Annotated in this window: 19 protein-coding genes; 13 read left to right on the forward strand and 6 right to left on the reverse strand. The window is 72.0% G+C overall.

From position 1 onward, the window contains the following. Positions 1-121: 121 nt before the first annotated feature. Positions 122-685 carry a J domain-containing protein gene (locus NO900_RS03955; RefSeq protein WP_256407921.1) on the forward strand — a complete coding sequence of 188 codons (564 nt, stop codon included), beginning with the start codon at positions 122-124 and terminating at the stop codon, positions 683-685. A 6-nt stretch (positions 686-691) separates the two neighbouring features. Here the strand turns inward: NO900_RS03955 and NO900_RS03960 are convergent, their stop codons facing one another. Beyond that, a complete protein-coding gene (locus tag NO900_RS03960; protein WP_256407922.1) occupies positions 692-1,390 on the reverse strand; it encodes a molybdenum cofactor guanylyltransferase in 699 nt (232 codons plus the stop codon). A gap of 129 nt (positions 1,391-1,519) precedes the next feature. On the opposite strand from NO900_RS03960, the gene pdxS reads away from it, so the two are divergent. Both pdxS and NO900_RS03970 read left to right on the forward strand, forming a co-directional pair. Further along, the gene (pdxS, locus tag NO900_RS03965) at positions 1,520-2,428 is read left to right on the forward strand and encodes a pyridoxal 5'-phosphate synthase lyase subunit PdxS (RefSeq protein WP_256407923.1); all 909 of its coding nucleotides are present in this window, start codon (positions 1,520-1,522) and stop codon (positions 2,426-2,428) included. 252 nt (positions 2,429-2,680) lie between these two features. Continuing rightward, positions 2,681-3,106: a DUF8159 domain-containing protein gene (locus NO900_RS03970; protein WP_256407924.1), complete on the forward strand. Its 426-nt coding sequence runs from the start codon at positions 2,681-2,683 to the stop codon at positions 3,104-3,106. Between the two features lie 32 nt (positions 3,107-3,138). Here NO900_RS03970 and NO900_RS03975 read toward each other — a convergent pair whose 3' ends face one another. Beyond that, positions 3,139-4,020, reverse strand: coding sequence for a homoserine kinase (locus NO900_RS03975; RefSeq protein WP_256407925.1), 882 nt, complete (start codon positions 4,018-4,020; stop codon positions 3,139-3,141). A gap of 145 nt (positions 4,021-4,165) precedes the next feature. Then, complete coding sequence (locus tag NO900_RS03980) at positions 4,166-4,417, reverse strand: DUF8006 family protein (RefSeq protein ID WP_256407926.1); 252 nt, start codon at positions 4,415-4,417, stop codon at positions 4,166-4,168. Positions 4,418-4,598: 181 nt separating this feature from the next. On the opposite strand from NO900_RS03980, the gene NO900_RS03985 reads away from it, so the two are divergent. The 6 genes from NO900_RS03985 to NO900_RS04010 all read left to right on the forward strand — a co-directional run bounded on the left by NO900_RS03985 (position 4,599) and on the right by NO900_RS04010 (position 13,847). Further along, entirely contained in the window at positions 4,599-5,873 is a 1,275-nt protein-coding gene (locus NO900_RS03985; RefSeq protein WP_256408416.1) for a TIGR00341 family protein, read from the forward strand. A gap of 173 nt (positions 5,874-6,046) precedes the next feature. Next, positions 6,047-8,230, forward strand: a complete 2,184-nt coding sequence (locus NO900_RS03990) for a formate/nitrite transporter family protein (RefSeq protein ID WP_256407927.1) — start codon at positions 6,047-6,049, stop codon at positions 8,228-8,230. Positions 8,231-8,368: 138 nt separating this feature from the next. After that, complete coding sequence (locus NO900_RS03995; protein ID WP_256407928.1) at positions 8,369-9,124, forward strand: SIMPL domain-containing protein; 756 nt, start codon at positions 8,369-8,371, stop codon at positions 9,122-9,124. A 202-nt stretch (positions 9,125-9,326) separates the two neighbouring features. Continuing rightward, positions 9,327-10,394, forward strand: a complete 1,068-nt coding sequence (locus NO900_RS04000; RefSeq protein WP_256407929.1) for a TAXI family TRAP transporter solute-binding subunit — start codon at positions 9,327-9,329, stop codon at positions 10,392-10,394. A gap of 103 nt (positions 10,395-10,497) precedes the next feature. Then, positions 10,498-10,995, forward strand: coding sequence for a DUF1850 domain-containing protein (locus NO900_RS04005; protein WP_256407930.1), 498 nt, complete (start codon positions 10,498-10,500; stop codon positions 10,993-10,995). After that, a complete protein-coding gene (locus NO900_RS04010; protein ID WP_256407931.1) occupies positions 10,992-13,847 on the forward strand; it encodes a TRAP transporter permease in 2,856 nt (951 codons plus the stop codon). The genes NO900_RS04005 and NO900_RS04010 overlap by 4 nt, the downstream gene beginning before the upstream one ends. Positions 13,848-13,934: 87 nt before the next feature. Here NO900_RS04010 and NO900_RS04015 read toward each other — a convergent pair whose 3' ends face one another. Further along, the gene (locus NO900_RS04015; protein ID WP_256407932.1) at positions 13,935-15,131 is read right to left on the reverse strand and encodes a multicopper oxidase domain-containing protein; all 1,197 of its coding nucleotides are present in this window, start codon (positions 15,129-15,131) and stop codon (positions 13,935-13,937) included. A gap of 152 nt (positions 15,132-15,283) precedes the next feature. Between NO900_RS04015 and NO900_RS04020 the strand changes: the two genes are divergently transcribed. Continuing rightward, positions 15,284-15,880, forward strand: a complete 597-nt coding sequence (locus NO900_RS04020; RefSeq protein ID WP_256407933.1) for a YfcE family phosphodiesterase — start codon at positions 15,284-15,286, stop codon at positions 15,878-15,880. Position 15,881: 1 nt separating this feature from the next. Here the strand turns inward: NO900_RS04020 and NO900_RS04025 are convergent, their stop codons facing one another. Then, positions 15,882-17,531, reverse strand: a complete 1,650-nt coding sequence (locus NO900_RS04025) for a sensor histidine kinase (RefSeq protein WP_256407934.1) — start codon at positions 17,529-17,531, stop codon at positions 15,882-15,884. A 1-nt stretch (position 17,532) separates the two neighbouring features. Further along, a complete protein-coding gene (locus NO900_RS04030; protein WP_256407935.1) occupies positions 17,533-18,372 on the reverse strand; it encodes a DUF5806 family protein in 840 nt (279 codons plus the stop codon). Between the two features lie 120 nt (positions 18,373-18,492). Between NO900_RS04030 and NO900_RS04035 the strand changes: the two genes are divergently transcribed. The 3 genes from NO900_RS04035 (at position 18,493) to NO900_RS04045 (ending at position 20,169) form a co-directional block, all read left to right on the forward strand. Next, the gene (locus tag NO900_RS04035) at positions 18,493-18,861 is read left to right on the forward strand and encodes a universal stress protein (RefSeq protein ID WP_256407936.1); all 369 of its coding nucleotides are present in this window, start codon (positions 18,493-18,495) and stop codon (positions 18,859-18,861) included. Then, positions 18,858-19,457, forward strand: a complete 600-nt coding sequence (locus NO900_RS04040) for a GNAT family N-acetyltransferase (RefSeq protein ID WP_256407937.1) — start codon at positions 18,858-18,860, stop codon at positions 19,455-19,457. The genes NO900_RS04035 and NO900_RS04040 overlap by 4 nt, the downstream gene beginning before the upstream one ends. Positions 19,458-19,545: 88 nt before the next feature. Further along, positions 19,546-20,169, forward strand: a complete 624-nt coding sequence (locus tag NO900_RS04045) for an adenylate kinase (RefSeq protein WP_256407938.1) — start codon at positions 19,546-19,548, stop codon at positions 20,167-20,169. Positions 20,170-20,220: the final 51 nt, after the last annotated feature.

Raw genomic sequence — 20,220 nt, forward strand, 5'->3', positions numbered from 1 at the left:
ACCGGGGCGCCCGCGAGTATAAACGGTACGGAGGGCGGCGGGCGCGAGAGGGGCCCGCCGAGCGAGGGCGCGCGCCGCCCGCCGCCGGGAGCCTTACAACGATGGACGCCTCAGTACGCACGTGACGAACCGGACGATCATCGTCGGCATGGCGGCGACGTTCATCGGGCTGACGGCCCTGCTGCTCGTCGCGGGGGTCGTCGTCTCGCCCGTCCTGCTGGCCGTGGCCGTCCCCTTCGGGATCGTCTCGTACTTCCTCTGGTACCACGCCAGCGGCAAGCTCCGCGACCGCGTCCGCCGCGAGGCGGCGCGGGCGGGACCGGGGGAGCGAGAGCGGGCGCGGCGCCGCGCCCGCACGGCCGAGCACCGCCGGTCCGCGCGTCGGACCGCGGGCGCGACCGACGGGGGGTTCGGCGGCGCGGCGGCCGGCGGCTCCCGGGGCGCGCGCGGTCCCGGCGGGGGCGCCGCCGGCGGGCGACGCGACCCCCGAGACCGCGCGCCGCCGGCCCGCGGGATGACCGAGCGCGACGCGTACGAGGCGCTCGGCCTCGACCGGACCGCGGACCAGGAGGCGATCCGCGAGACCTACCGCGAGCGGGCGAAGCGGCTTCACCCCGACGGCGAGGACGGCGACGAGGAGGCGTTCAAGGAGCTGAACGAGGCGTACGAGCTCCTGAAGGAGTGATCGGTATCACTCCCGACCGTCGTCGTCGCCCGTCCCGAGCGCCTCGGCGATCGCGGCCTCGGCCTCGGCGAATTCCTCCCGCGTGTTGAGGTTCGTGAACGTCCGGTCCGTCGTCCGCGACCGGATGGTCTCGTCGTCGACGACGACGCGGTCCAGCTCGTCGAGCGCCGCCACCACCTTCCGGTCGCCGCGGGCGAGCGCGCGATCGCAGGCGTCGGCCATCGCGTCGGCGCGGTAGACGGCCTGCGTCGTCTGGAACCAGCGGTCGTCGAGCCGCGGCACCGCGGCGTCGTGACCCGCGGCGTCCTCCCGGAGCGACGCGAGGAACCCGGGGTCGACGAACGGGGTGTCGCAGGCGACGACGGCGACGTACCCCGACGGGGCCGCCCGACAGGCGTTGCGGATCCCGGCCGTCGGCCCGAGGTCGGGCTCGTCGTCGAGCGCCCACGTCACCGGGAGGGCGGTCCCCGCCAGCGCCGCGGCGATGGCCTCGCGCTGGTCGGGCCGGCAGTTGATCACGAGCTCGTCGACGACGGGGTCGCCGCCCGCGGCGCGGGCCGCGCCCGGCGGGACCGGATCGTCCGTCCCCGCGAGCCGGTCCGCGACCCGGCGGATCATGGGGACGCCGGCGAGCTCGGCGACGGCCTTGTCGCGGTCGCCGAAGCGGGTCGAGCGCCCGCCCGCGACGACGGCTCCGGTAGTCACAGACGGGTCTCCGTCGGCCGAGGACTTCGGCGTTGCGGTGGCGACGGAGCGGCGATCGCGGCGATCCCGGACGCGTCCCGTTCCGGCCGAAAGCGACCCGTTAAGTGGTCGGCGACCCATGGATCTCGTATGGCAGAGGACACGGATCTCGAGGGGCTAAAGCGCGGGACTGACCTAGTCAAGCGCGGCTTCGCACAGATGCAGAAGGGCGGAGTCATCATGGACGTCGTCAACCGCGAGCAGGCCCGGATCGCCGAGGACGCCGGCGCGGTCGCCGTGATGCACCTCGAATCGGTCCCGGCCGACATCCGGAAGCGCGGCGGCGTCGCTCGGATGGCCGATCCCGGGAAACTCGAAGAGATCATCGAAGAGGTGTCGATCCCGGTGATGGGGAAGGCCCGGATCGGCCACACCGCCGAGGCACAGATCCTGGAGGCCGCGGGCGCCGACATGGTCGACGAGTCCGAGGTGCTGACGCAGGCCGACGACCGCTACCACATCGACAAGCGCGAGTTCACCGCTCCGTTCGTCTGCGGGGCCCGGAACCTCCCCGAGGCGCTCCGCCGCATCGACGAGGGCGCGGCGATGATCCGCACGAAGGGCGAGGCGGGGACCGGCGACGTGAACCAGGCGGTCACCCACCAGCGCAACATCCAGCGCGCCATCGGCCAGCTCGAGGGGATGGCGTACGAGGAGCGCGACGAGTGGGCCCGCGAACACGGCGCTCCCAGAGAGCTCGTCCACGAGACGGCGGACCGCGGTCGCCTCCCGGTGGTCAACTTCGCGGCCGGCGGTATCGCGACGCCCGCCGACGCCGCGCTCATGATGCAGCACGGTTGTGACGGTATCTTCGTCGGCTCCGGCATCTTCGGCGCGGAGAACCCCCCGGCGATGGGCGAGTCCGTCGTCGCAGCGGTCAACAACTACGACGACCCCGAGACGCTCAAGGAGATTGCGAAGAGCCCGGGCAAGGGGATGAAGGGCCAGTCGAACGCCGACATGGCCGAAGAGGAGAAGCTGCAGGGCCGCGGCGTTTAGCTAGCGTCTCTCGATTTCGGTGCGGTATCCGCGAACGACGGGAGCGCCGGAGACGAGCGACCCGTCGTCACGAGGCCGAAACGGACGTTTTAGCCACCGGAATCGGTTACTTACCGGAGATGGAACGGCAGGCGTATGAACCGACGAGCCTGCCTCGCCGGAGCCGCGGGGTGTCTCGCGGCGACGCTAGCCGGGTGTCTCGGAGGGAGCGGAGCGGACGGCGGACCCCCTAACGATGGCTGTGCGCGGAGTTTGGCGACCACCGCCGACTCCGAGGAGCGGTTCCTCGAGGCGGGCGAGACCCCGGAGAGCCCCGCCGCCCGAGAGCTGCTGGCGACCGTCGAGGCCGAGACCGACGGGCCGACCCGGTTCACGGGCGACGACGGCGTCGAGCGGATCGGGTTCAGCGACGCGGGGGACGTCTGGGTGCTCAGGTATCGCGGAACCCCCCACGCCGGGGAGGAGCGGTTCCGGGAGGAGGTCGCGGCGCTCGCCGCGGCGTTCGCGTCGCACCGGCCCGACGGCGCGTCGCTGCGGGCCACGTCGCTCCACGAGTGCATGACCGGGACGTGGCACGTCTGCGCCGACGCCGCGGCGGCATTCGGGCGCGGGGAACTCGACCGGGAGGCCTTCGTCGACGGGGTGTGGGACACCGCCGAGACCGAGAGCAACTGCTGAGCGCGGCTCGGTTACCGTCTCGTCGCCCGTCCCTACTCCTCCAGCACCGTCGATCCCTTCCCGATCCGGGTCTGGTAGGCGCGGGCGTCGATCCCGGCCTCGGCGAACGCGTCGAGCATCGCGGCGGCGACCCCCCGGCGACGGTCCTCGCGGCAGACCGCGATGATGGCGGGGCCGGCGCCGCTGACGGTGACGCCCGCGGCGCCGGCGTCGAAGGCGGCGGCGCGCACCTCGTCGTAGCCCGTGATCAGGCGGGCGCGCTCCGGGGTGACCACGGGGTCGCTCATGCCGGCGCCGACGAGGTCGGGGTCGGAGCGGCACATCCCGATCGCGAGCGTCGCCGCGTTGCCGACGGTCTCGACGAGGTCCTCCATCGGCGCGCGCTCGGGGACGACCCGCCGCGCGTCGCGGGTGGAGACGGCGACGTCGGGGAGGCAGACGACGAGCGGGACCGCGGCGTCGACCGCGTGGGTGGTCTCGCTCGTCGTCACCGTGAAGCCGCCGAGGATCGAGGGCGCGACGTTGTCCGAGTGGGCGACGCCGGAGACGACCGCCTCGCCCTCCGCGGCGACCGGGACGAGCTCGGAGCGGGAGAGCCCGCGGTCGTACAGCCGGTTGAGCGCGACCGCGGCGCCGGCGGCGCTGGCGGCCGACGAGCCGAGCCCGGATGCCGGGCGGACCCCCTTGTCGATGTGGATGCGCGCGGGCGCGTCGAGGGCCTCGACGACCGCGCCGACCGTGTTCTTCTCGGGGTCCTCCGGGATGTACTGCGCGCCGACGCCCGTGACCTCGATCGTCGTCTCCGCCGCCTTCTCGACGGTGACGACGTCGGCCGGCCGCGTGAGCGCCGCCCCGAACACGTCGAACCCGCTGCCGAGGTTCGCGCTCGTGGCGGGCGCCCGTACCGTGACCATGCCGGGGAGTGTCGCCGGGGGTGCAAAAAGGAGCGGGATCGAACGGCGGCGCCGGGAGCGACCGATCCGGGACGCGTCGCCGGCGAGGAAATAGCGAGGAACGAGAGAACTTGAGGGAGAACCGAATCGGCGCCGCGCGCGCCGGTCAACCGTCGGCCATCGTCCACAGCAGCGTCCCGATGAGGATCAGCGGGATGCCGATCAGGATGTACGTCTTGGGCATCGTCGTGTACGGCGACATGAAGAAGATCAGCCCGAAGCCGGCGAAGACGGAGGCGATCACGCGCTGGGACTTCAGCGGCGCGGCGCCCAGCAGCGAGAGGATGAACCCGAGCAGTATGACGTGCCCGAGGTGGTAGTCGAGCAGGAACGTGTCGATAGCCAGCGGCGAGAGCATTCTTGTCCGAAGGTGCGAGGGATTCGCGCATTAAAGTTCCGTTTCTCGCGAGACCGGCGGGGGCTCGGTCCGCCGCGGCCCGGTCCGCCGCGGCTCGGTCCGCCTCGATCCGGTCCGCGTCCCCCACCGCCCGTTATAAGGACCGGCGGCGTGACCGCCAACCGTGCGACTCGTTCAGGTCATGATCCCGGCGGGGAAGCGCGCGGCCGTCGTGCGCGCGCTCGACGAGGAGGGGGTGGACTACGTGGTCACCGACGAGACGAGCGGGCGCGAGTACACCGCGGTCGCGACGTTCCCGCTCCCGACCGCCGCGGTCGAGCCCGTCCTCGAACGCCTCCGCGAGGCGGGGATCGACGAGAGCACCTACACCGTCATCGTCGCCGCCGAGACCGTCATCTCGCGCCGGTTCGAGGCGCTCGAAGACGAGTACGAGGCGGACGCCGAGCGCGGCGGCGACCGGATCTCGCGGGAGGAGCTGCAGGCGAAGGCGGACGACCTCGCCTCCGGGCTCGGCACGTACGTGCTGATGACGGTGATCTCGGCGGTGATCGCGACCGCCGGCCTCCTGCTCGACTCGCCGGCGACCGTGGTGGGGTCGATGGTGATCGCCCCCCTGATCGGCCCCGCGATGTCGGCCGCGATCGGCACCGTCGTCGACGACGAGGAGATGTTCCGGCGCGGCGTGCGGATGCAGGTGCTCGGCGTCGTCGTCGCGGTCGCCGCCGCGACGCTGTTCGCGTTCGCCCTGCGGACCCTCGCCCTGGTCCCGCCCGGGCTCGACCCGCTCGAACTCGCCGAGGTCTCGGAGCGGGTCGCCCCGAACGTCCTCGTGCTCGTCGTGGCGATCGGCGCCGGAATTGCCGGGATCGTCTCGCTGATGACGGGCGTCTCCGCGACGCTGGTCGGTGTGATGATCGCGGTGGCACTCATCCCGCCGGCGGCCGCCGTCGGCATCGGGATCGCGTTTCGGATCCCCCGGCTCGTGGTCGGCGCCGGCGTGATCGTCGCGGTGAACGTCCTCTCGATCAACCTCTCCGCGCTCGTCGTGCTGTGGTACGAGGGGTACCGGCCGCAGCGGTGGTTCCGCGAGGACGACGCCCGGGCCGCCTTCGTGAAGCGCGTCGCGGTCCTCGTCGCCGCAATCGCGGTGCTGTCGGTGTTCCTCGGCGGCGTCACCTACGAGTCGTACGTCGCCTCGACGACGGAGACCGACGTCCGGAGCGCCGTCGGCGACGAGCTGGCGGCGACGGGCTCCGGGATGGAGCTCCTCGAACTCGACGTCGAGCGCGGCGGAACGGTCCCGCCGCTCGACACCGAACGCGTGGTGGTCACCGTCGGGGCGCCGCCGGGCGCCGGCGTCGGGGGCGTGGCCGAGGCGCTCGACCGCCGGATCGAGGCGACGACCGGCGAGGAGGTGCGGGTGGAGGTGCGGTTCGTGACGGTCGAGCGCGCCTGACGCCCGGGCTCGTCGACGATCGGGCGCCCCCGAGTTCGGGCGTTCGACCCCGATCGGTTCGCGTTTGTGTGGAAACGGACGCGTTCTCGCGCCGAAACGCGACGTTCGACGGTTCCGCCGGCCGGTAGCGTGAGAGGAAGTACTTTTCAACGCCGCCGCAGACGGTAGGGACAGTGACCGATTCGACAGGGCCCGACGACGACGACTCGATACGCGAGGTCGTCGAGCGCTCGCAGAGCGGAGCACCGGCGGTCGGCGAGGCGGTCCGGGACCGCTTCTCGTCGGACGAGGTGTTCCAGCGGATCATCGCCGCCGCCGACGAGGAGGTGACCTCCGGCGGACGCGAGCTGTTCTTCAGCGGCGTCGCCGCGGGGCTGGCGATCACGATCACCTTCATGCTGTACGCCTCGCTGACGGCGTCGACCGACGGCCATCCCATCCTGAGCGTCCTGCTGTACCCGCTCGGGTTCGTCTACATCATCATCGGGGGTTACCAGCTGTACACGGAGAACACGCTCCCGCCGGTCGCGCTGACGCTGGAGCGGCTCGCGAGCCTCCCGACCCTGCTCCGCCACTGGACCATCGTGCTCGCGGGGAACTTCACCGGCGGCGCGTTCGGGGCGGTCGTGCTCTCGTACGGCGGCGTCTTCTCGGGCGACACGGTCGACTCGGCGATCTACATCTCGGCCGGCGGGCTCGACGTCGGCTTCTGGCCGCTCTTCTTCAAGGCCGCGATGGCCGGGCTCATCGTCGCCGGCGTCGTCTGGGTCGGGTTCGCCTCCACGAACTCCGTCACCCGCCTGCTCGTCGTCTACCTCGCGTTCCTCGCGATCCCGCTCGGGGACCTCTACCACGTCGTCGTCTCCTTCACCGAGGTGCTGTACCTGCTGTTCGCGCAGCGGCTCGGGCTGTACGCCGGCGAGGTCACCCTCGTCGGCGGGCTCGGCGGCTTCGTCCTCCCGGTGCTGCTCGGGAACACGATCGGCGGGGTGGTCCTCGTCACGCTGGTGAACTACTTCCAGACCAGCGAGGAGCGGCTCGAAGAGGCGCGCTTCGAGGGGATGACCCGCCGGCTGACAGTGCCCGAGTGGGCGCTCGGCCGGGCCGCGGGGCGCTCGTACGTCCCGATCCTGGACGCCACGGAGGCGACGCTGTTCGCCAACGAGGGGTACCGGATCATGGTCCCGATCACGAACCCGCGGACCGACGGGCCGATCGTCGAGCTCGCGAGCCGCCTCGCCAGCGACCACGAGGACGGGCTCGTCCACATCGTCCACGTCGTGCAGGCGCCGGAGCGCATGTCGCTGGCGGCCGGGGCAGGCCGGATCGCCGACGTCTCGGAGGAGGGGATGGAGGGGCTCCGCGAGACCGCCGAGGGACACGGCGTCGACGTCTCAACGTCGACCGTCGTCTCGCACCGGTCGTTCGAGGAGGTGTTCAACATGGCCCGCCGGACCCGTCCGGAGGCGGTGCTGATGGGGTGGGGCGAGGACCAGCTGTGGAGCGCCGCCCGCGCGGAGCGCCCCATCGACGAGCTCACCAACCAGCTCCCCTGCGACTTCCTCATCCTGAGCGAGAGCGACCTCGACACCTCGAAGGTCCTCCTCCCGACCTCCGGCGGCCCGGACTCGGCGCTCGGCGCGGAGGTGGCGGGCGTGCTCTCGCGGACGGCCGGCGCCGAGGTGACGCTGTTACACGTCGTCGACGGGGCCGGAGCGCGCGCCGCGGGCGAGGAGTTCCTCGCCGGGTGGGCGACCGAGCACGGCCTCGCCGACGCGGAGCGCGTCGTCGACGACGGCGGTGACGTCGAGGGCGCCATCGCGCGGGAGGCGGCGGACAGCACGCTCGTCGTCATCGGCGCGACGGAGAAGGGGCTCCTCTCGCGGCTCGTCGCGGACTCGCTCCACCTGGACGTGATCCACGACGTGGACTGCTCGGTGCTGCTCGCCGAGCGCCCCAGCAGCCGGTCGATCCGCAACCGGCTGTTCGGCTCGGGACGGCGGGTCACCGGGCCCCCGGACGGCGGGGTCGAGCGTGACCCCGACGCGTCGCAGGGGGCGGCGCTCTCCGGCCCGGACGACTCCGGCCCCGCGCCCCTCGCGGTCAGCGGTTCGGACGACGGGAGCGACGCGTCCGCCGAGGCGGACGGCGACGCCGACTCGACGGTGATAGCCGACCACGACGACCCGGACGGGGGGGAGCGCGGCGACGACGCGGCGGCGGACGGGAGCGCGGACGTCGACGGCGGCGAGGGCCCGTCGCCGGAGCGGTCGGTCGTCACCGACCACGACGACCCGGACGACGCGGAGGCGGACGAGGCGAGCGACGACGTCGAGCGGGACGGCGACGGAGGGTGAAAGCCGGGCGACGCCGCGTGGCCGGCTCGGACCCCGCGGCGGCGCGACCGACCCCGCCGCGGGGCTGTGCGCGCGATAGCGCAAACGGCTGTTTGTCCCATCGGCGACTTATTACGGCCTCCGGGCGAGGGGGCGAACATGGACCGAAAACTGGCGACCGCGGCCGGGCTCGCGCTGCTCGTCGCGCTGGCGGGCTGTGCGGGGCTCGCCGGGACGACCGGCGACGGCGGGCCGGGCGCGAACGCCCCGGGCGAGGCGCTCGACAGGAGCATCGAGGTGACCGCGACCGGCGAGGCCACGGCCGAGCCGGACCGCGCCACGCTGGTCGTGGCGGTGACCGCGACCGGCGACGACTCGGCGGCGGTCCGCGACGAGCTCTCCGCCGCGGACGAGTCGCTCCGGGCGGCGCTGACCGACTGGGGGCTCACCGAGGACGACATCCGGACCGAGCGCTACGACGTGCGCGAGTCATTCGAGACGCGGGACGATCCGAACCGAACGACGTACCGGGGCGTCCACAGCTACGAGCTCACGGTCGACGACGTGGCGGCGGTGGGCGAGGTCGTCGACGTCGCGATCGGCGCGGGCGCCGACGAGGTGGAGCGGATCGAGTTCGGGCTGAGCGAGGAGCGCGAGAGCGAGGTGCGCGCGGCGGCGATCGAGAACGCGATGGCGAACGCCGACGCCGACGCGGCCGTGCTGGCGAACTCCAGCGGGCTGGAGGTCACGGGCGCGTACAGCGTCTCCACCGCGGACGCCGGGGTGACGCCGTACCGCGTCGCCGAGGCCGCGACGGCCGACGCCGGCGGCGGCGACGCCGCGACCGGGATCGAGACCGGCGACGTGAGCGTGCGCGTCAGCGTCAACGTCGTCTACGGCGCCGAGCAGGCCTGAGGCGGCGAGGGGGGCCGAACCGGCGCCCGGAACGAGGGCGCCTCCCCTCCCGGCGTCCGCGAACCCGTCGTCGTCGACGGGGGATCGCCGGTGTTAGCGGCGGAGGCGGTCGATAGCGGACGGATCGTATGTGCGCAAACTAATCCCTTTCGGGTGGGATTCCACCGACAGCTACATACGGAAGCGATCAGTCTACAACTCTATGTCGCGCGATTACAACGTCGACAGCATCGATCGTCGTCAGATCCTCAAGGGAACCGCGGCCGCCGGCCTGATCGGCCTCGCCGGGTGTTCGGGAGACGGCGGCGGCTCGGACGGCTCGGACGGGTCCGACGGCTCGGATGGCTCCGACGGCGGCGACGGCATGGACGGCGACGACGGGTCCGACGGCTCCGACGGCTCCGACGGCGGTTCCGGGACGCGCCTGAGCTGGCACGCCGGCGGGACCGGCGGGACCTACTTCCCGCTCTCGAACGAGTTCAAGACGGTCGTCGACGCCAACACCGACTTCACGCTGAACGTCCAGTCCACGGGCGCGAGCGTCGAGAACGTCGGCAGCCTCGCCGACGGGTCGGCCGACTTCGCGCTGATCCAGAACGACATCGCCTCGTTCGCGAAGAACGGAACGGGCATCGACGCCTTCCAGGACAACGCGATCGAGAACCTCCAGGGCGTCGCGACGCTGTACCCGGAGACGATCACGCTCGTCACGCTGGCCGAGAGCGACATCTCCGCCGTCGGCGACCTCAGCGGCGCGACGATCAACACCGGCGACCTCGGGTCGGGGACGCAGGTCAACGCGCAGCAGATCCTGGAGTCGCTCGGGATCTCCGACTACAACGAGCAGAACGCCGGCTTCTCGCAGGCGTCCGAGCAGCTCGCTAACGGCGACATCGACGCGGCCTTCGTCGTCGGCGGCTGGCCGGTCGGCGCGATCGAGGAGCTCGCGAACACGAACGACATCGAGATCGTCCCGATCGCGGGCGACAACCGCGCGGCGGTCAAGGAGGACGCCTCCTGGTTCGCGGACGACACCATCCCCGGCGGCACGTACAGCGGCGTCGAGGAGGACGTCGAGACCGTCGCCGTGCAGGCGATGATCGCCACGAACGCCGAGGTCCCGGCCGACACCGTCGAGACGGTCACCGCGGCCATCTTCGACAACCTCGACGAGCTCACGATCAAGACCGACTTCATCACCGTCGACAGCGCGCAGGACGGGATGTCGATCGAGCTGCACGAGGGCGCCGCGGCCTACTTCGACGCGTAGACCCCCGACGGCTGCCGGACGCGTCCCAGAGGACGCGCCGCCCCTCGTTTGACCCCGGCTCGCCGGCCGTTCGAACTCACCACAACAAGGACCACCCGAACACATGGGCCGCTCTTCTCAGTCGACCCTCGGGGCCGCGGTACTCGCGCTCGCGGTGCTCGCGTTCGTCGCCGTCGCGGTGACCGCGCCGATCGGGGCCGTCCTCGTCGTCGAGGATATCGACACGGGCGAGCGGTACGTCGCCGAGCCGGTGAACGACGGGAGCACGGTGGCGCTCGAATACACCCACAGCGTCGAGAAGTCCCGCGTGTACGACGAGTACCGCGTCGACGGACGGACGCTCGTGAACACGCGGATGGAGTTCGAGTCCTACGGCTGGGGGCTCCCCGCGCGGGTCGACGTCACGAACGTCAACGGGACGCTCGTGTACGACCCCGCGGAGCCGATAACCGAGCTCGACGAGCTCCTCGTCTCGCCGGGGCGGATCGCCGACCACGCGCTGATCGTCGACGACCGGCGGTACGACCTCGTCGCGGTGACCGACGGCAACGACGTGAGGATGCACATCGAACGACGGTCGCTTCTCCAGAGGATCCTATGACCACGACCACCCGAACCGACGGCGGTATCGACGACCCGAACGACGGCGGCCCGGGGGGACCGCCTCCCGGCGGCTCCGGCGGCGGTCGGAGCGGCGACGAGCCGCCGGACGGCGGCGACGAGGGGCTCTCCCGCGAGGAGGCGGACGAGCTGATACAGGAGATCGAGCGCCGCCGCTCGCTCCGGGGGGTCGCCGCGGTGGCGGTCGCGGTCATCGGGATCGCGTTCTCCGTCTTCCAGCTGTTCCTCGCGGCCCGGAGCTACACGTTCACGGTCTGGCTCCCGACCGTCGAGGTCGCGGGGATCTCGATCGCCCCCTGGCAGGTCTCGCTCCAGCTGCTGCAGGCGAACGCGATCCACGTCGCCTTCGCGCTCGTCCTCACCTTCCTGCTGTTCCCGGTGAGCACCGGCGACGGGCTCTTCGCCCGCAACCTCGGTCGGGTCGTCCCCGCGGCGTCGCGCCGCCTCGGCGAGCGCAGTCCCGTCACGCGGGCGCTCGAAGGGGTCCGGGCGGGGGTCCGCTGGGCTCTCCTCGACCCCGACCGAGAGCGGGTGACCCCGGTCGACCTGGCGTTCGTCGCCGTGGCGTTCCTCTCGGCGTTCTACTTCATGACGGAGTTCTCGGAGATCCAGAACATGCGCGTCTTCGGGGTCGACTCGGGGCGCCCCGTCACCGAGGTGTACGCGTTCCTCCAACCCCTGCTCGGCGGCGTCCCCTTCATCAGCGAGTACTCCTACGCGATGCTTCTGGGCGTGGCCGGCGTGCTGTTGGTGTTGGAGGGCACCCGGCGGACCCTCGGCCTCCCGCTGATGATCATCGTCGCCACGTTCATCGTCTACGCTCGGTGGGGGTACCTCATCAGCTCGGGCACGCCGTTTATCGGGCTGCTCGCGATCCCGGAGCTCACGTGGCCGGACATCGTCCAGAACCTCTGGTACAACACCGAGAACGGGGTGTTCGGCATCCCGGTGACGGTGTCGGTGAGCTTCATCTACATCTTCATCCTGTTCGGCTCGTTCCTGGAGATGAGCGGGGCCGGCCAGTGGTTCATCGACCTCGCGTACGCGCTCACCGGGGGACGCAAGGGCGGCCCCGCCAAGGCGAGCATCCTCGCCAGCGGGTTCATGGGGACGATCTCGGGGTCGTCCATCGCCAACACGGTCACGACCGGCGCGTTCACCATCCCGCTGATGAAGCGGTCGGGCTACTCGCCGGAGTTCTCCGGGGCGGTCGAGTCGTCCGCCTCCTCCGGCGGGCAGATCCTCCCGCCGGTGATGGGGGCGGCCGCCTTCCTCATGGTCCAGTACACGGCGACGCCGTTCGCCGACATCATCATCATCGCGACGATCCCGGCGATCGTCTTCTTCTTCGGCGTCTGGGTGATGGTCCACCTCAAGGCGGTACAGGAGGGGATCGGCGGCGTCTCCGGGGAGGACACCGTCGGGCTCTGGAACCACCTCAAGCGCGGCTGGTTCTACCTCGTCCCGATCGGGCTCCTCCTCTACTACCTCATCGTCGAGCGGCTCTCGGTCTCCCGGTCGGCGTGGTTCACGCTCGTGGCGCTCGTCGGGCTGATCGCGCTCGTCTCGGCGTACAGCGAGGAGACGCGGCTGCGCCTCCTCGCCGTCTTCGCGGCGATCGTCGGGGTCGAGTTCGCGAGCCACGCGCTGGCCGGCGTGAACGTCGGGGGCCTCCTCGCCGGCTCCGGTGGAGCGGGGCTCCCGCCCCGCGAGGCGGCCGCCGCCCTGCTCGCGGGGATCGAGTGGTACGCGATGCTCGCGGGCGCGCTCACGCTGCTGTCCAAGCCCGACCTCGACGCGTCGCTGCTCGACCTGAACCCCTCGGTCCGGGACACCGCCGAGACGATCGGCGACCGGACCGGCCGCGACTTGGGGGACAGCCAGCCGTTCAAGCTCGGCGCCTTCGTTGTCACGTCGATGGAGCAGGGCGCGCGCACCGCGGTCCCGGTCGTGGTCGCGGTCGCGGCCGCCGGGATCATCCCCGGCGTCATCAGCGTCTCCGGGCTCGGTCCCAACCTGACCTCGCTGCTGTTGGCCCTCTCGGGCGGGTCGATCGTGGTCATGCTGCTCGTGACGGCCGTGTCGAGCATCATCCTCGGGATGGGGATGCCGACGACGGTCACCTACATCATCCTCATCTCGATGCTCGCGACGCCGCTCGTGGAGTTCGGCATCCCGCTCCTGGCCGCTCACCTGTTCATCCTCTACTTCGGCGTGATCGCCGACATCACGCCGCCGGTGGCCGTGGCGGCGTACGCGGCCAGCGGGGTCGCCAAGTCCGACCCCTTCGAGACCGGGGTGAAGGCGTTCTCGCTGTCGCTGAACAAGGCGATCGTCCCCTTCGCGTTCGTGCTCGCGCCGGGGATCGTCCTGCTGCGCGAGAAGGCGAACGCCGCCGACCTGCCGCTTCGCGAGCGGTACCGCGTGATCGGGTTCGAGGACCTCGCCGAGCTCTCCTACTCGGTCCCCGAGATCCTCGTCCCCGTCGTCGGGGTCTTCCTCGGCGTGATCGCGCTCGGCGCGACCGTCATCGGGACGCTGTACGCGCGCGTCGGCCGGGTCGCCCGCGGCGCGTTCGCGCTCAGTTCGCTGCTGCTGATGGCGCCGGGGCTCCTCTCCGAGAGCGTCTTCGACGTGCTCGGGCTCGTCGGCGTGACCGTCTCGGTCGACGCGCTCCTGCTCGACCTGACGCTGCGCGGCGCCGGGCTCGCGCTGTTCGCGCTGCTGGCCCTGCGGAACCGTCGGAAGGCCGACCTCGAAGGCAACGAGGGAGCCGGGACCAGCGCGGAACCGGACCCGACTGAGGTCGCCTCCGGCGCCGACTCGGCCTGATCGAGGTCGGCGGTATCGGGCCGAACGGGGCGACGCGGCGGCGAGCCGGTCGCGGGCGGGGCGGGCGACCCTCCGGGGTCGCTCCCGTCAGGCCTCGTAGCCGGCCAGCTCCATCACGGACGCGAACTGCTCCGTGTCCGTGACGCTCTCGTAGGCCATCCCGCCGATCATCCCGCCGGGGTAGGTGTCGCCGTTCATCGCGTGGTTCACCTTGTGGCAGTGGAGCGCGTAGACGCCGGGGTCGGCGCTCGCGGTGAACTCGATCGTCTTCCGCTCGGCGGGCGCGATGGGGACCACGTCCTCGCGGTGCCGGGCGGCCTCGGGGATGACGCCGCCGTCCTTCTCGACGACGGTGAACCCGTGGTTGTGCGTGTGCATCGCGTGCGACTCGTAGCCGGCGTTGACGTAGTGGATCCGGACTCGGTCGCCCTCCTCGACGATCAGCGGCGACCCCTGCTCGGGGTGGAAGGTGTACGGCGCGCAGCGGCCGTTGACCGTGAACGCGTCCGGGTTGCGGTCGCGGTGGCTGAAGTCGACGTCGCCGCCGGCCATCGAGGCCGACAGGCGCGTGTCCCAGTCTTTGATCGTCATGAACGCCTCCTTGTCCGGCGCCTCGTACCCCTCCGGATCGACGCGGAGGATCCCGAACATCCCCATGTCGAGGTGGTTCTGCGTCTGGTAGTGACAGTGGTAGAGGTGCGTGCCGGGCTGGTTCGCGCTGATCTCGTAGGTGTACTCCTCGCCCGGCGCGACCTGCTGCCCCGTCGTCGTCGGGACGCCGTCGTCCATCCAGCTCTTCGAGAGCCCGTGGACGTGGAAGGTGTGCGGCCGGTTGTGGTCCGAGTTGTCGTAGGTGATCTCCAGGTCGGTCCCCTCGGTCACCCGGAGCAGGGGCCCGGGGATGCTCGGGTCCGTGTCCGGCGTCTGCCACGCCCACACCTCGGGGAGCTCCCACGGGCCGCCCTGCGACTCGTCGCCGAGCAACTGGTGGCGACACGGCGTCGTCGACACCGTGAGCTGCCCGTCGCGCTCGTCGAGGTCGATCGTCGTCCGCGGGGTCGTGTACGGGTGGTCCGTCTCCACGCCGGTGGAGTCGCTGCCGGCCCACTCCTCGACCTGCTGGGCCGCCGCCCCGCCGCCGGCCGCGTTCTCCGCGCCCCCGGCGCTGTCGGCCCGCGGCGCGCCACAGCCCGCGAGCCCGACCGTCCCGAGCGCCGCGGCCGCCGAGAGGAACCCGCGTCTGGAACCGGTGCGCCGACCCGCGTCGTCGTTTTCTCTTGCCATGCCCGAACATGAACGGGGAATCGGGTTAAGAAGAGACGCGGATCCACGGATCGTGAGAACGCGGTCTCCGGTCGGTTCGTTTATGTACCGTCGAGCGTCTGAACGGCGCGGCCGAGGTTTATTATCCCGGGACGCGAGTGTCGACGCGACCAATGCGCGTCGGCATCGTCTCCGACACCCACGACGACCTCGCCGCCGTCGAGGCGGCCGTAGCGCTGTTCGACCGCGAGGGCGTCGACGCCGTCGTCCACTGCGGCGACTTCGTCGCGCCCTTCTCCGTCACCCCGTTCGACGTCGGCGGCGACTCCGGGGACGGCGACTCCGCTGGCGGTGACGACGACCCCGACGCCGGCTTCGACTTTTACGCCGTCCGCGGGAACAACGACGGGGAGTGGGCGGTGGCGTCGACCGTCGAGGCGTTCGGCACCTACCTCGGCGAGGCCGGGACGCTCTCGTTCGGCGGCGCGGACGGCGACGACGCCGCGGACCCCGTCGACGTCGCGGTCACCCACGGGACGAGCGGCGTCGTCGTCGACGCCCTCGTCGACTGCGGCGACTACGACTACGTGTTCCACGGCCACACGCACGCGCACGCCGCCGAGGAGCGCGACGGCACGGTCCGGGTGAACCCCGGCGGACTCCCGATTCCGGTCGACGGCGCGGACGACGTCTTCCGCGTCGCGGTCCTCGACGTCGGGGCGGACGCCGACGGCGCCGACGCGGTGACGCACCACGAGCTCGACCCGTGAGTCACTCCTCGCCGTCGTCGGGCTCGGAAGCGTCGTCGTCGGGGGCGCCGACGCCCTCGGACTCGGGGACCTCGTCGGCGTCGACGGTCTCGATCCCGCGGAACTCGAAGCGCGCGCCGCCGGTCTCGGCGTCGCCGAGCGCGACCGACCAGCCGTGCGCGTCGGCGACCTCCGCGACGATCTTCAGCCCGAAACCGGTGCCGTCGGGGTCGGTCGAGACGCCGGCGTCGAAGACCTGATCGCGCACGTCGTCGGGGATCCCCGGTCCGTCGTCGGCGACGTAGAAGCCGGGGGCGCCGGAACCGTCGGCGTCGCCGTCGCCGGCGTTCGCGGCGTCCCCGGCGTCGCCGAGCGGCCCGACCTCGACGCGGACGTCCGCGCCGGCGTGAGCGACCGCGTTGGCGAACAGGTTTTCGAGGGCCTGCCGGAACCGGCTCCGGTCGGCGCGGAACCGGACGTCGCCGGCGACGACCAGGGCCGCGGCCGCGGCGTCGACGCTCTCCCACGACTCCTCGGCGACGGCGCGGAGCGAGAGGGGCTCCGTCTCGTCGATCCCGGACCCCTGCCTGGCGAGCGTCAGCATGTCGTCGACGAGCGCCTCCATCCGGTCGAGCGCGCGGGCGACGGCGTCGACCTCGTCGACCTCGACGTCGGCCGCGCGGAGGCGGTCACGGACCAGGTCGAGGTTCCCGGCCGCGACGTTGAGCGGGCTCCGGAGGTCGTGGGAGACGAGGCTGGCGAACTCCTCCAGCCGGTCGCGCTCGCGGGCGACCTCGTCCTCGCGGGCCCGGAGCTGGCGCTCCCGCTCGATCCGGACGAACACCATCGTCACCGTCGCGGCCCAGATCCGCGCGACCGCGAGGTCGGAGTCGTCGAACGCGTCGGGCTCCGTCGCGCCGACGTTGATGATCCCGTACCGGCCGAGCGGGAGCACGAGCTCGCTCCGGATCGGCGAGTCGGGGTTGTACCGGTCCGGGTCCGAGCGCGTGTCGGCGACGTACTCCGGCGTCCCGGAGTCGAACACCTGCCAGGAGATGCTCCGGCCGTCGGCCGCGAAGACGGGGTGCTCGCCGACGACCTCGTCGGCCGCGTCGGTCCACACGTGAGGATCGAGGGCGTCCCGCTCCTCGTCGTACAGCCAGATCCCAGCGATCGGGTGGCCGAGCACCTCCTCGACGTACTCGACCGCCGCCGCCGCGGCGACCTCCCGGTCGGTCGTCTTCAGCAGGTCCTGGGTCGCCTCGTGGAGCGCCTCCAGCGTCTGCGTCCGGCGGTGCAGCTCGGCCTGCTCGGCGCGCTCCGCCCGCACGTCGACGAGCGTGACGACGAGGTACGTCTCGCCGCCCTTCTCGAACGGCCCGAGGCTGAGCGTCACGGGCGCATCGGTGCCGTCCGCGCGGCGGACGCACAGGTCGAGGCTCGCGGACATCGACCGGGGCTCCGGGTCGACGACGTAGCGGTGGAGCTCCCGGCCGGCGGCGCCGTCGCCCGGGTCGAAGAGCAGCGACTCGAAGTCCCTTCCCTCCAGGTCGTCCGGGGCGTACCCGAGCACCCGCTCGACGCGCTCGTTCGCCGCCCGGACGACCCCCTCGCCGTCGACGATCAGCACCGCGTCCGGGATGCCGTCGAGGGCCTCGGGGAACCGCTCCATCTCAGTCCTCTGCCGGCTCGTGGACGTGTCCGCACTCGGGGCACCGGACCTCCTCGCCGCGGAGGTCGGCCGAGGAGGCGCGCACCTCGCGCATCACCTCGCTGATCTTGTCCTCGGCCTCCAGCTCGTCGGCGACCGCGAGGTCGACGCCCTCGACCTCCAGGAGGAACTTCGCGACCTCCGTCACCTCGTACATCATCTCGTCGAGGTCCTCGGCGGTGAAGAAGCCCGACATCGCCCCGTAGAGGAACGTCGCGCCCGCCTTCGTCACCTTCTCCTCGAAGGAGTAGCGCGCCTGGTTGACGGCCTGGGGCGTGTACGTGTCCGTCATGAAGGGGACGAGCTCCGGAAGGTTCTCGCCGATCTTCGTCATCTCGACGCCCGTCTCGGTGCGGAAGTCGGCGCAGAGCCGCGCGATCGCCCACTCGCGCGCCGTGACGTACGTCCGGTCCCGGAGGAACTCGTTGACGCGCTCGTACCGGGCGCCGTCCATCTTCTTGAACCGCTCGTACTTGCGGACCTCCGGGGGGACGTCGTCGGCGGCGTCGGCGTCCGCGGTGGTGTCGGCGTCGGCGGCCGTCCCGGCGTCGTCGGTGCCCCCGTCCTCGCCGGTCGCGCCGTCGGCGTCGGTGCCCGCGTCGACCCCGTCGGCCCCGTCGTCGTCCGTGCCCGCGTCGGCCCCGTCGCCGTCGGTGGCGGCGGTCGCGTCGCCGTCGGCATCGCTCGGCGGAGACGCCTCGTCGAGGGATCCCGGGGCCCCCGCGTCGCCGGCAGAGGGCTCGCGGTCGGGGTCCGCCCCCCCGTCGGCGTCGTCCGACGCGGGACCGGGCTGGTCGTTCATGTCGGTACCAACCCCGCGCCCGACCAAAAGGGTTGTCGCTGCGGGCGGTCGGATCGGCGGCGCGGTCCCGGCCCGTCCCGGGGAGATCCACTTTTGTACCGCCGTGCAGACACGGCTCGTATGAAGGTGCTCTGCGGGATCGGCGGCAGCGACGACTCGTTCCGCGCGCTCGACCGGACCGTCGAGCGGGCGGCGGTCGCGAACGACGACCTGACCGTGGCGGTGGTCGACAACGAGGACTCCTCGGTCGCGCCGGACGACGTGATGGAACGGGCCCGCGAGGCGGTCGACGACGCGGGGATCGACGCCGAGGTCAGGCGGGTCGAGGGCGACCCCGGAAGCCGGCTGATAGAGATCGCCGAGCGGGAGGCGTTCGAGGAGATCGTCCTCGGCGGCGGGCACACGAGCCCGATGGGGAAGATCACGATCGGATCGATCGCCGAGTTCGTCCTGTTGAACGCCAAGACGACGGTCACGCTGGTCAGATGAGCGACCGACGCTACCCGGCGGCGGTCGCCGACGCGTTCCCGGTCCCCCCCACCGAGTTCACCGACCGGGAGGACCGGACCGTCGAGATCCGGCCGTACGACGGCAGCGAGGCGGCCTACGAGTCGCTCGTCGGGATGTACGACGACTTCGACCCGTCCGACCGCGCGCAGGGGATCCCGCCGGGCGGGGAGGAGCGCATCCGCGAGTGGCTGGACGCGATCCTCGCCGACGACTGCCACAACGTGATCGCGTGGTGCGGCGACGAGGTCGCGGGCCACGCGACGCTGGTCCCCGACGGCGACGCCTACGAGCTGGCGATCTTCGTCCACCAGGAGTACCAGCGCGCCGGGATCGGGACCCACCTCATCCGCGGGCTGCTCGGCCACGGGCAGGCCGAGGGGGTCGAGAAGGTGTGGCTCACCGTCGAGCGCTGGAACCGCGCGGCCGTCTCGCTGTACAAGAAGATCGGCTTCGAGACCTCGGACGCCGAGAGCTTCGAGCTGGAGATGGGGCTCCGGCTGAACGCGGACGCGGACGACGGGGACGACGAGGGCAGAGAGGACGAGGCCGGAGACGACGATGCCGGCGGGGAGTGAGAGGACGAACGCGGCAGGACTGTCGACCCGACGGCCCTCGCTCGCCGGGATCTTCAAGCCTTTACGTGCGGCGGGCGAGCGCTCCGGTATGGGTCACCGAATTCTTCTGTTGGGGGCGCCCGGCGCCGGGAAGGGGACGCAGAGCGCGAAGCTCGCGGACGAGTACGGGGTCGAGCACGTCACGACGGGCGACGCGCTCCGCGCGAACAAGGACATGGAGACGGAGTACGGCACGCCGCGCTCGTTCATGGAGGCGGGCGAGCTCGTCCCCGACCCGGTCGTCAACGAGATCGTCCGGGCCGCGCTCGACGACGCCGACGGGTTCGTGCTCGACGGCTACCCGCGCAACCTCGACCAGGCCGAGTACCTCTCGGAGATCAGCGACCTCGACGCCGTGATCTACCTCGACGTCGACGAGGAGGTGCTCGTCGACCGGCTCACCGGCCGCCGGGTGTGCGACGACTGCGGCGCGAACTACCACGTCGACTTCCAACCCCCCGAGGAGGCGGGCGTCTGCGACGACTGCGGCGGCGAGCTGATCCAGCGCGAGGACGACACCGAGGAGACCGCGCGGGAGCGCCTCCAGGTGTTCTACGACAACACCGAGCCCGTGGTCGACCACTTCCGCGACGAGGGCGTCCTCGTCGAGGTCGACGGCGAGGCGACGCCGGACGAGGTCTTCGACCGGATCCGCGACGTCGTCGAGGCGTAGGGACGCGGCTCTCGCCGCAGCGGGCCGCGCCTCGTCGGCGGCGATCCGCGC

The sequence above is a fragment of the Halorubrum rutilum genome (assembly GCF_024494565.1).

Excerpts from the sequence above, each read along its gene's own strand:
- pdxS (WP_256407923.1), top strand. The coding sequence starts at position 1,520 with ATGGCAGAGGACACGGATCTCGAGGGGCTAAAGCGCGGGACTGACCTA.
- NO900_RS03975 (WP_256407925.1), bottom strand. The coding sequence starts at position 4,020 with ATGGTCACGGTACGGGCGCCCGCCACGAGCGCGAACCTCGGCAGCGGG.
- NO900_RS03980 (WP_256407926.1), bottom strand. The coding sequence starts at position 4,417 with ATGCTCTCGCCGCTGGCTATCGACACGTTCCTGCTCGACTACCACCTC.
- NO900_RS03985 (WP_256408416.1), top strand. The coding sequence starts at position 4,599 with ATGATCCCGGCGGGGAAGCGCGCGGCCGTCGTGCGCGCGCTCGACGAG.
- NO900_RS03995 (WP_256407928.1), top strand. The coding sequence starts at position 8,369 with ATGGACCGAAAACTGGCGACCGCGGCCGGGCTCGCGCTGCTCGTCGCG.
- NO900_RS04000 (WP_256407929.1), top strand. The coding sequence starts at position 9,327 with ATGTCGCGCGATTACAACGTCGACAGCATCGATCGTCGTCAGATCCTC.
- NO900_RS04005 (WP_256407930.1), top strand. The coding sequence starts at position 10,498 with ATGGGCCGCTCTTCTCAGTCGACCCTCGGGGCCGCGGTACTCGCGCTC.
- NO900_RS04010 (WP_256407931.1), top strand. The coding sequence starts at position 10,992 with ATGACCACGACCACCCGAACCGACGGCGGTATCGACGACCCGAACGAC.
- NO900_RS04015 (WP_256407932.1), bottom strand. The coding sequence starts at position 15,131 with ATGGCAAGAGAAAACGACGACGCGGGTCGGCGCACCGGTTCCAGACGC.
- NO900_RS04020 (WP_256407933.1), top strand. The coding sequence starts at position 15,284 with ATGCGCGTCGGCATCGTCTCCGACACCCACGACGACCTCGCCGCCGTC.
- NO900_RS04025 (WP_256407934.1), bottom strand. The coding sequence starts at position 17,531 with ATGGAGCGGTTCCCCGAGGCCCTCGACGGCATCCCGGACGCGGTGCTG.
- NO900_RS04030 (WP_256407935.1), bottom strand. The coding sequence starts at position 18,372 with ATGAACGACCAGCCCGGTCCCGCGTCGGACGACGCCGACGGGGGGGCG.
- NO900_RS04035 (WP_256407936.1), top strand. The coding sequence starts at position 18,493 with ATGAAGGTGCTCTGCGGGATCGGCGGCAGCGACGACTCGTTCCGCGCG.
- NO900_RS04040 (WP_256407937.1), top strand. The coding sequence starts at position 18,858 with ATGAGCGACCGACGCTACCCGGCGGCGGTCGCCGACGCGTTCCCGGTC.
- NO900_RS04045 (WP_256407938.1), top strand. The coding sequence starts at position 19,546 with ATGGGTCACCGAATTCTTCTGTTGGGGGCGCCCGGCGCCGGGAAGGGG.